Annotated in this window: 6 protein-coding genes; 4 read left to right on the plus strand and 2 right to left on the minus strand. The window is 74.0% G+C overall.

Annotation, left to right across the window (positions count from 1 at the left end):
- Positions 1 to 171: 171 nt before the first annotated feature.
- Positions 172 to 780, minus strand: a complete 609-nt coding sequence (locus AB0J68_RS17080; protein ID WP_363939299.1) for an NUDIX hydrolase — start codon at positions 778 to 780, stop codon at positions 172 to 174.
- A gap of 101 nt (positions 781 to 881) precedes the next feature.
- Here AB0J68_RS17080 and lgt point away from each other — a divergent pair, with 101 nt between their 5' ends.
- Positions 882 to 2,072, plus strand: coding sequence for a prolipoprotein diacylglyceryl transferase (gene lgt, locus AB0J68_RS17085; RefSeq protein ID WP_363939300.1), 1,191 nt, complete (start codon positions 882 to 884; stop codon positions 2,070 to 2,072).
- Between the two features lie 15 nt (positions 2,073 to 2,087).
- Complete coding sequence (locus AB0J68_RS17090; protein WP_234587996.1) at positions 2,088 to 3,275, plus strand: FAD-dependent monooxygenase; 1,188 nt, start codon at positions 2,088 to 2,090, stop codon at positions 3,273 to 3,275.
- 85 nt (positions 3,276 to 3,360) lie between these two features.
- Here AB0J68_RS17090 and AB0J68_RS17095 read toward each other — a convergent pair whose 3' ends face one another.
- The gene (locus tag AB0J68_RS17095; protein WP_363939304.1) at positions 3,361 to 4,197 is read right to left on the minus strand and encodes a GNAT family N-acetyltransferase; all 837 of its coding nucleotides are present in this window, start codon (positions 4,195 to 4,197) and stop codon (positions 3,361 to 3,363) included.
- A 174-nt stretch (positions 4,198 to 4,371) separates the two neighbouring features.
- Here AB0J68_RS17095 and gltB point away from each other — a divergent pair, with 174 nt between their 5' ends.
- Both gltB and AB0J68_RS17105 read left to right on the plus strand, forming a co-directional pair.
- Positions 4,372 to 9,063, plus strand: coding sequence for a glutamate synthase large subunit (gene gltB / locus AB0J68_RS17100; RefSeq protein WP_354863134.1), 4,692 nt, complete (start codon positions 4,372 to 4,374; stop codon positions 9,061 to 9,063).
- A complete protein-coding gene (locus tag AB0J68_RS17105) occupies positions 9,056 to 10,591 on the plus strand; it encodes a glutamate synthase subunit beta (protein WP_363939302.1) in 1,536 nt (511 codons plus the stop codon). The genes gltB and AB0J68_RS17105 overlap by 8 nt, the downstream gene beginning before the upstream one ends.
- The last annotated feature ends 77 nt before the right edge of the window (positions 10,592 to 10,668 follow it).

Raw genomic sequence — 10,668 nt, forward strand, 5'->3', positions numbered from 1 at the left:
ACTCCGAAATCTCAAGACACTATTACTTGTGTCTCATGTACATGACAAACAGTTATACGGCTCTGCGGCGCGTGCGCTCCCCAGGGCGCGGGCATCAACGACCCGTGACCCCCGCTGGCCCGGGCCGCGGTGAGTGCGGCGTCCGGCAGTGCGGTTGCCGGCAGTGCGGAGTCAGGGCAGTAGGGACGGGTCCGCTGTCGGCTCGCCGCGTTGCTCCGGCGGCTGACCGGCCCCCGATCGCTCATCGCGATCCGCGATCGGCCCGGCCGGCGCGGCAGCTTGGCCCTCCCCGGTGGGGCGGCCCGGCGGCGTAGGGGTGACGGTGTCGAGCGCCCAGGAGACGCGGCGCAGGACGCCGGAGCGGCCGGCGAGCCCGTCGGTGACGGCCGCCCGGGTGAGCGGGGTGACGGCCTCGGGCAGCACCCCGGGGGCGTGCCAGGACAGCCGGCAGCCCGGCGGCGGGTCGGCACTCGGCCGGCCCTCGGCGACACGCGCGCGGAACACGTGCACCAGGATGTCCGGCAGCGGGCCGGCCCGCCCGGCTCGCGTGTGCGTCGTCGGGCCGTCGAGGTGGTAGACGCCCACCAGGTCGACCAGGTCGATCTCCCAGCCGGTCTCGGTGCGGATGTCGCGCAGCGCCGCCCGCACCGGGCTCTCCGCCGGGCGCAGCCGGCCGCCGGGCAACGCGTACCGGCGCTGGCCCCGGCCCTGGCGGCAGAGCAGCACCCGGCCGGCGGCGTCGGTGACGACCGCGGCGACCGCCCAGGTGAGCGCGCTCATGGACAAAGAGCGTACGGCGGCGCAAACCAGAAGTCATCGGGATCCGCGCACGGCGGCCCGGGGTGCCGCTGCGGGGGTGCGCAGCGGTAGCGTGTGCACCCGTGACCATCGCCTCGCTGTCCCCCCAGGCGGCCCTGCCCAGTCCCAGCACCGCGGTATGGCAGCTCGGGCCGGTCCCGATCCGGGCGTACGCGCTGTGCATCATCGCCGGCATCGTGCTGGCCTGCTGGGTGACCGAACGCCGTCTGCGTCAGCGCGGCGTCGCGCCCGGCGCGGTGCTCGACATCGCCGTGTGGGCGGTGCCGACCGGCATCATCGGCGCCCGGATCTACCACGTGATCACCTCTCCGGAGAAGTACTTCGGCGCCGGTGGCGAGCCGATGAAGGCGTTCGCCATCTGGGAGGGCGGTCTCGGCATCTGGGGCGCCGTCGCCGGTGGGGCCATCGGCGTGTGGATCGCCGCCCGCCAGCTGGGCATCCCGTTCAGCGTGGTGGCCGACGCGCTCGCGCCCGGGCTGCCGCTGGCCCAGGCCGTCGGGCGGCTCGGCAACTGGTTCAACAACGAGCTGTTCGGTGGCCGCACGACGCTGCCGTGGGGCCTGGAGATCCACCGGATGGACCCGGACAACCCGGGGCACGCGCTGCGGGACGACGCCGGGCAGCCGATCCTCGAACCCGGCCTCTACCACCCGACGTTCCTCTACGAGGCGCTGTGGAACCTGGGCGTGGTCGCGCTGGTCCTCATCCTGGACCGGCGGTTGCGGCTCGGGCGGGGCCGGGCGTTCGCGCTGTACGTGATGGGCTACACCGCCGGCCGGTTCTGGATCGAGCTGATGCGCACCGACGAGGCGAACCAGATCTTCGGCGTACGGCTCAACGTCTGGACGGCCGCCCTGGTCTTCCTCGGCGCGTTGATCTACTTCGTGCGGGTCCGCGGCCCCCGGGAGTACCTGATCCCGATCGGCCCGGCCGCCACCCCCACGCCGCCCACCACGTCCGACCTGTCCCAGGTCGACGTCTCCGAAGGCCAGACCGGCGCGCGCGCCGCCGCCCCGGAGGGCTACCGGGTGGTCAGCGAGGAGCAGTACGACACCTGGCGGAACACCGGCGTGGCGCCGCCGGAGGCGGCCGACGACGTACGCCCCGAGGGCGCCGAGCCGCTCGACGACGAGGCGACCGACGGCGAGGCAGCCAGCGCCCGCGCCGACGGGCCGACGGATGACCCGCGCGAGGCGCGCGACGAGGACCGGGCCGACGCCGCCGGCGTACGCCCCGCCGACCGGGACAGCTGAGCGGGGGCGGCACCGATGCGAAGCGCGGTGGTGGTCGGCGCCGGGGTCGGAGGCCTCGCGGTCGCCGGCGCGCTGGCCCGGTCCGGTTGGCAGGTCACCCTGCTGGACCGCGCCGAGCGGGTCCGCCCCGAGCCGACCGCCGTGGTGCTCTGGCCCAACGGCGTCCGCGCGTTGCAGGCCCTCGGCCTCGGCGCCGGTCTGGCCGCCATCGCCACCCCGCTGCCCGACGGTGGGGTCCGCCGCCCGGACGGGCACTGGCTGGTGCAACCCCGGCCGACGCCGGCCGACCGGATGCCGGTGGTGGTGCACCGGGAGGATCTGCACGACGCGTTGATCGCCGGCCTCGGTGACCGGGTCGAGCTGCGTACCGGGGTGACCGTGCGCCACGTTCGCGTCGAGCCGGGCGAGCGCCCGGGTGTGAGCGACGGACGGCACACCATCGAGGCCGACCTGGTGGTCGCCGCGGACGGCACGGACAGCGTCATCCGTCGCCAACTGGCCCCCGAGTCCGGCGTGGTCAGCTCCGGCTGCGCGGCCTGGCGGGCTGTCATCCCCTGGTACCGGGCGCCCCGGCTGCCCGCCGACCAGCCGATCGCCGGCGAGGTTCTCGGCGCGGGCTACCGGTTCGTGGCCGCCTCGCTGGGCGAGCGTGGCTCCTCGGGCGGTTCCAGTCGGGGTGGCATCTACTGGGTGGCCACCGCCGCCGGCGCTCCCCGCCCCGAGCCGCCGGAGACCCAGCTCGCCCTCCTGCGCCGCTGGTATGCCGGCTGGCCGGCGCCGATCGCCGCGCTGCTCGACGCCACCGACCCGAGCGACCTGGTGCAGCAGGAGGTCCGTGAGCTGCGCCCGTTGCCCCGCGCCTACGGCTTCGGAGTCGGGCCGGGCGGGGTGGTGCTGCTCGGCGACGCGGCGCACGCCATGCCGCCGCACCTCGGCCAGGGCGCCTGCCTCGCCTTCGAGGACGCCGCGACGCTCGCCTCGCTGCTGCGCGAGGCCCGCCTGCCCGACGCCGTGCAGACGTACGACCGGGTGCGCCGTCCCCGGGCGGCGACAGTGGTCCGCCAGACCCGGCGCATGTCGGCGGTGCTCCAGACCCGGGGCCGGTTGGCGCTGCGCGCCCGCGACGCCGCGCTCGGCACCATCAACTCGCGGCTGCTCTCCAGCGCCGCCGCCTCCGCGGCCCAGTGGCGTCCGCCGGCCTGACCGTCCGCGTGGCTTTGCGAAACCGCGTGGCTCTGCGAAATCGCGTGGCTCTGGGAAACCGCGTGGCTCTGCGAAGTCGCGCGGTTCAGGGGATCAGGGCGGCGGGTTCGGCGATGCAGGCGGTGCCGATGCGGCGGAAGCCGACCCGCAGGTAGACCCGTGCGATCTCCTCGCTGCCCGCGGAGAGGAAGACGAGGTCGGTGCCGGCGGCGAGCAGTTCGCGGGCGAGGGTGGCGGTCAGCGCGGCGCCCATGCCGCGACGGCGCGCGGCCGGCAGGGTGGCTACCCCGGCGATCTCCGCGACGTCGTCCACCCGCATCGCCATGCCGCTGGCCAGCGCGCCCTCGGTCGGCGTCCCGGCCAGCGCGGAGATCCGCCGGCCGTCGGCGATCCGGGCCCGCTCCTCATCCAGCGCGGCGAGCTCCAACTCGGTGACCGCCGCGTCGCGCTCGGCCGGCCCGGCCGGGCCGGCCGCGGTGCCGGCGGCGCCGAACGCCACGGCCGCCACCGCCCGCCGGGCGGCCACGTCGGCGGCGAAGTCGGGCGAGTCCGCCGCCAGCACCCGCACCGGTACGTCGGACAGCGTCGCCGGGTCGGGCAGCGCGGTCTCGTCGAGGACCATCAGCGGGGCCTCCAGCACGTTCAGCCCCGCCGAGCGGGCCACCGCCAGCAGCTCCGGGGTCGTCTCGTGCACCCACTCGAAGGCCTCCGGCAGGCCCAGCTCCCGCTGGCGCTCCCGCACCGAGCTCACGTCGGCCAGGGACGGCGCATCGGTGGCGCCGATCCGGGGCCGGGCGTAGAACGGCCAACCGGCACCCTCGCGGACGAACAGCACCAACCCGCCGTGCTCCTCGGCGCCGGCGACGTCGCGGGGCACCGCGTCGTAGAAGCGTTCCAACCGGTCGAAGATGTCCTTGTGCACCGAATCCACCGCGCGAGACTACACGTCCCAGACTCTGGACGGTGTGATCAATCTTGAGTGGCCTTGTGCCCCCAGCCCTAACGTAGACTCAACAGACCCACGGGCCGACGTCGTCCCCACCATGATCCAACCTGAGTGACGACAGGAGGCCCGGTGGCTCAGCCGTACGCGGACATGACACAGCCGCACCCGCACAGCCCGCAGGCGTCCCCGACGCCCGGCCCCCATCCGCCCGCCCAGGGCCTCTACGACCCGGCGCAGGAGCACGACGCCTGCGGGGTGGCCTTCGTGGCGGACATGCACGGCCGACGGTCCCACGCGGTCGTCGCCAACGGGCTCGGTGCGCTCTGCCGCCTGGACCACCGGGGTGCCCGGGGCGCGGAGCCCAACACCGGCGACGGCGCGGGCATCATGATCCAGGTCCCGGACGCGTTCCTGCGCGCGGTTGCCGACGTCACGCTGCCACCGGCCGGCGAGTACGCCACGGGCCTGGTGTTCCTGCCCGACGACGACGCTGCCGAGGCCCGTGCCCGCCGGGTGGTCGAGAAGTACGCGCTGGTCGAGGGCGCGGACCTGCTCGGCTGGCGGGACGTGCCGATCGAGCCGCAGGGGCTCGGCGACACCGCCCTGGCGGCCATGCCCCGGGTGCGGCAGGTCTTCGTGGCCGCCCACCGCCTCACCGACTCGCCCGCCGGGCCGGCCGGTTCCGCCCTCAGCGGCATCGACCTGGACCGGGTGGCCTTCTGCCTGCGCAAGCAGGCCGAGCGGGAGACCGCCGAGCGGGGCGTGCCGGCGTACTTCCCGTCGCTGTCCAGCCGCACCATGGTCTACAAGGGCATGCTGACGCCCGACCAGCTGCCGGCGTTCTACCCCGACCTGCGTGACGAGCGGGTGGAGAGCGCGATCGCGCTGGTGCACTCCCGCTTCTCCACCAACACCTTCCCGTCCTGGCCGCTGGCGCACCCGTACCGTTTCATCGCCCACAACGGCGAGATCAACACGATCCGGGGCAACCGCAACTGGATGCAGGCCCGCGAGGCGCTCCTGCGCTCGCCGAACGTGCCGGGCAACATCCGGCGGGTCTTCCCGGTCTGCACCCCCGCCGCCTCCGACTCGGCGAACTTCGACGAGGTTCTGGAGCTGCTGCACCTGGCCGGGCGAAGCCTGCCGCACGCGGTCCTCATGATGATCCCCGAGGCCTGGGAGAACGACCCCGGGATGGATCCGGCCAAGCGTGCCTTCTACCGCTTTCACGCCAGCCTCATGGAGCCGTGGGACGGTCCGGCGTCGGTGGCCTTCACCGACGGCGAGATCGTCGGCGCGGTGCTGGACCGCAACGGGCTGCGCCCGGGGCGCTGGTGGCAGACCGACGACGGCCTCGTGGTGCTCGGCTCCGAGGCGGGCGTGCTCGACCTCGACCCCGCTCACGTGGTCGCGAAGGGGCGACTCCAGCCGGGCCGGATGTTCCTGGTCGACACCGTGGCCGGGCGGATCGTGCACGACGACGAGATCAAGTCCGAGTTGGCCGCCGCGCAGCCGTACGGCGAGTGGCTGCACGCCGGGCTGATCGAGCTGGACGACCTGCCGCCCCGTGAGCACACCGTCTACACCCACGACTCGGTGCGCCGCCGCCAGCAGACCTTCGGCTACACCGAGGAGGAGCTGAAGGTCCTGCTCGCGCCGATGGCGCGTACCGGCGCGGAGCCGCTGGGCTCGATGGGCACGGACACCCCGATCTCGCCGCTGTCCACCCGGCCGCGGCTGCTCTACGACTACTTCCACCAGCTCTTCGCCCAGGTCACCAACCCGCCGCTGGACGCCATCCGTGAGGAGCTGGTGACCAGCCTGGCGTCGACGATCGGGCCGGAGGGCAACCTGCTCGACCCGGGCGCGGCGAGCTGCCGGCAGATCGTGCTGCCGCACCCGATCATCGACAACGACGAGCTGGCGAAGATCCTCTCCATCGACGAGGACGGTGACCTGCCCGGCTTCAAGGCGGTGCGGGTCTCCGGGCTGTACCGCATCCGCGAGGGCGCCGCCGGGATCAAGGCGCGACTGATCGAGATCTGCCGGCACGTCTCCGAGGCCATCGAGGACGGCGTCCGCATCCTGGTGCTCTCCGACCGGGACTCCAACGCCGATCTCGCGCCGATCCCGTCGCTGCTGCTCACCGCCGCGGTGCACCAGCACCTGGTGCGGGAGCAGACCCGCACCCAGGCGGCGCTGATCGTGGAGTCCGGCGACTGCCGGGAGGTGCACCACGCGGCGGTGCTGATCGGGTACGGCGCGGCGGCGGTCAACCCGTACCTGGCGTTCGAGTCCGTGGAGGACATGATCACCACGGGCACGCTGGCCGGCGTGCAGCCCGCGGCCGCGGTGCGCAACTACGCCAAGGCGCTCGGTAAGGGCGTCCTGAAGATCATGTCGAAGATGGGTATCTCGACGGTCTCGTCGTACTGCGGTGCGCAGGTCTTCGAGGCGGTCGGGCTGGACACCCGGCTGGTCGACCGCTACTTCCGGGGCACCCCGAGCCGGATCGGCGGCGTCGGGCTGGCCGGTGTGCACGCCGAGGTGGCCGCCCGGCACGCGCTGGCCTGGCCGCCGGCCGGCACCGTCGGCTCCGACCGGCTGGAGGTCGGCGGCGAGTACCAGTGGCGCCGCGAGGGTGAGCTGCACCTGTTCAACCCGGAGACGGTCTTCCTGCTCCAGCACGCCACCCGCAGCCGGCAGTACGACGTCTTCCGCCAGTACACGGCCAAGGTCGACGCGCTCGCCGCGCAGGCCGGCTCGCTGCGCGGGCTGTTCACCCTGCGCACCGGGGTCCGCCCGGCGGTGCCGATCGAGGAGGTCGAGCCGGCCACCGAGATCGTCAAGCGGTTCGCCACGGGCGCCATGTCGTACGGCTCGATCTCGGCCGAGGCGCACGAGACGCTCGCCATCGCGATGAACCGCCTCGGCGGCAAGTCCAACACCGGCGAGGGCGGCGAGGACGTCGATCGGCTGCACGACCCGCTGCGGCGCTCCTCGGTCAAGCAGATCGCCAGCGGCCGGTTCGGTGTCACCAGCGAATACCTCGTCAACGCCGACGACCTGCAGATCAAGATGGCCCAGGGCGCGAAGCCCGGCGAGGGCGGCCAGCTGCCCGGCAACAAGGTCTGGCCGTGGATCGCCCGGACCCGGCACGCCACTCCCGGCGTCGGCCTGATCTCGCCGCCGCCGCACCACGACATCTACTCCATCGAGGACCTGGCCCAGCTCGTGCACGACCTGAAGTGCGTCAACCCGGCCGCCCGGGTGCACGTCAAGCTGGTCAGCGAGGTGGGTGTGGGCACTGTCGCCGCCGGTGTGGCCAAGCTCAAGGCCGACGTCATCCTGATCTCCGGCCACGACGGCGGCACGGGCGCGTCCCCGATGAACTCGCTCAAGCACGCCGGCACCCCGTGGGAGCTGGGGCTGGCCGAGGCGCAGCAGACGCTGCTGCTCAACAAGCTGCGCGACCGGGTCACCGTGCAGGTCGACGGCCAGCTCAAGACCGGCCGGGACGTGCTGATCGCGGCGCTGCTCGGCGCGGAGGAGTTCGGCTTCGCGACCGCGCCGCTGATCGTCTCGGGCTGCGTGATGATGCGGGTCTGTCACCTGGACACCTGCCCGGTCGGCATCGCCACCCAGAACCCGGTGCTGCGCGAGCGGTACACGGGCACGCCGGAGTTCGTGGAGAACTTCTTCCTGTTCCTCGCCGAGGAGGTTCGGGGGTACCTGGCCGAGCTGGGCTTCCGGTCCATCGAGGAGGCCATCGGGCAGACCGAACTGCTCGACGTGGCCCCGGCGGTGTCGCACTGGAAGGCCCACGGGCTCGATCTGGCACCCGTCCTGCACCTGCCGGAACTGCCCGCCGGCGCTGCCCGCCGCGGGGTGCGCGCCCAGGACCACGGCCTGGAGCACGCTCTGGACAACGAGCTGATCGCGCTCGCCCGGCCGGCGCTGTCCGAGGGTGCGCCGGTCCGCGTCGAGGTCGCGGTGCGCAACGAGCACCGCAGCGTCGGCGCGATGCTCGGCGGCGAGGTGACCCGCCGCTTCGGCGGGGGCGGCCTTCCGGACGACACCGTCGAGTTCGTGCTGCACGGCACCGCCGGGCAGTCGTTCGGCGCGTTCCTGCCGCGCGGGGTGACGCTGCGTCTGCACGGCGACGCCAACGACTACGTGGGCAAGGGCCTCTCCGGGGGCCGGCTCATCGTCCGTCCGGACGCCGCCGCGCCGTTCCTCGACCCCGACGCCGAGCCGGGGCAGCGCGCGGAGGATCAGATCATCGCCGGCAACACCATCCTGTACGGGGCCACGTCGGGCGAGGTCTTCCTGCGCGGCCGGGTGGGGGAGCGGTTCGCGGTCCGCAACTCCGGCGCGGTCGCCGTCGTCGAGGGCGTCGGCGACCACGGCTGCGAGTACATGACCGGCGGCACGGTGGTGGTGCTCGGCGCGACCGGCCGCAACTTCGCCGCCGGCATGTCCGGCGGGACGGCGTTCGTGCACCTGTTGGACACCGCGCGGGTCAACACGGAACTGGTCGACCTGGCGCCGCTGGGCGAGCAGGAGCAGACGCTGCTGCACGAACTGGTGCAGCGACACGTGGCCGAGACCGGGTCGGCGGTCGCCGAGGAGCTGCTCAAGCGCTGGCCGGAGGCGGTGTCCGAGTTCACCGCGGTGGTACCCCGCGACTACCGCCGGGTGCTGGAGATCATGCGGGCCGCCGAAGCAGCCGGCCGCGACGTCGACGACGCGGTCATGACAGAACTGACCGCGCCCGCTGTGCCGGCGATGCCGGTGCCGCCCGCCCCGCGGGTGGCTGCCCAGGAGGTGGCACGTGCCTGACCCGAACGGTTTCCTGCGCTACGACCGGCGGCTGCCGGCCCGCCGCCCGGTGCCGGTGCGGATCAGCGACTGGCGTGAGGTGTACCCGCCGGCCGGCGAGGAACTCATCCGCGAGCAGGCCACGCGATGCATGGACTGTGGCATCCCGTTCTGCCACGACGGCTGCCCGCTGGGCAATCGCATCCCGGACTGGAACGACCTGGTCCGCACCGGCAACTGGGACGCCGCGGTGGAGTCGTTGCACGCCACCAACAACTTCCCGGAGTTCACCGGCCGGCTCTGCCCGGCGCCCTGCGAGGCGGCCTGCGTGCTGGGTATCGCCGGCGGCCAGCCGGTCACCATCAAGCAGGTCGAGGTGGAGATCGCCGACGCGGCCGCGGCGCGCGGGTTCATCCCGCGCCCGGTGCCGGCGCCGTCGGGCCGGTCGGTCGCCGTGGTCGGTTCCGGGCCCGCCGGCCTGGCCGCCGCCCAGCAACTGGCCCGCGCCGGTCACGCCGTGACGGTGTACGAGCGCGACGACGCGATCGGCGGCCTCCTCCGGTACGGCATCCCCGACTTCAAGTTGGAGAAGCGGCACATCGACGCCCGGTTGGCGCAGCTCGCCGCCGAGGGGGTGCGCTTCCGCACCGGCGTGAACGTCGGCCTCGACGTCACCGCCGAGCAGTTGCGCGCCGAGCACGACGCGGTGCTGCTGGCCTGCGGGGCCTTGCAGGGCCGGGACACCCCGGAGACCCCGGGGCGGGCGCTGCGGGGCGTACACCAGGCGATGGCGCACCTGGTCGCGGCGAATCGCGCGGTCGCCACGGCGGCCGGCGGCGGGCCTGGCGTGGCGGTCACCGGCGAGGGTCGGGCGGCCCGCGCGGTGCTGCCGGACGGCACCCCGATCGACGCGGCAGGCAAGCACGTGGTGATCATCGGTGGCGGGGACACGGCGGCCGACTGCCTCGGCGTCGCCCACCGGCAGGGCGCCGCCGGCGTGCACCAGCTCGACCTGTACCCGCAGCCGCCGCAGGAGCGCGACGAGGCCCGGGACCCGTGGCCGACCTGGCCGTGGATCCTGCGCAGCTACCCGGCGCACGAGGAGGGTGGCGAGCGGGTCTTCGCCGTGGCCGTGCAGGAGTTCGTGGACGACGGCGCCGGTCAGGTGCGCGCGGTGCGGATCGCCGAGGTGACCGTCGAGAAGCGCGACGGCCGGCGGATGGTCACCGTCGTCCCGGGCTCCGAGCGGGAGCTTCCGGCGGACCTGGTGCTGTTGGCGATCGGTTTCGAGGGCACCGAGCAGCAGCCGCTGCTGGAGCAGTTCGGGGTGACCCGCAACCCGCGGGGAGCGATCGACGCCCGCGACGACTGGCAGACCGACGCCGACGGCGTGTTCGTCGCCGGTGACATGCACCGGGGCGCCTCGCTGATCGTGTGGGCCATCGCCGAGGGGCGCGCGGCGGCCGCCGCGATCCACGGTTACCTGGGTGGTGCCGGTGCCCTGCCGGCGCCGGTCGGCCCGGCCGCGCAGCCGCTCGCCGTTCGCTGACTCGCCGTTCGGTGACTCGCCGTTCGCTGAGGAGTTCCCGGAGCCGTCCGGCCGGCGTGACAGGTACCTGGCACGCC

Source organism: Micromonospora sp. NPDC049580 (assembly GCF_040675595.1).
Lineage (GTDB): Bacteria > Actinomycetota > Actinomycetes > Mycobacteriales > Micromonosporaceae > Micromonospora.

Bases quoted from the DNA above. Each gene is read 5' to 3' on its own strand.
- gltB (WP_354863134.1), top strand. From the start codon at position 4,372: ATGACACAGCCGCACCCGCACAGCCCGCAGGCGTCCCCGACGCCCGGC.
- AB0J68_RS17090 (WP_234587996.1), top strand. From the start codon at position 2,088: ATGCGAAGCGCGGTGGTGGTCGGCGCCGGGGTCGGAGGCCTCGCGGTC.
- AB0J68_RS17080 (WP_363939299.1), bottom strand. From the start codon at position 780: ATGAGCGCGCTCACCTGGGCGGTCGCCGCGGTCGTCACCGACGCCGCC.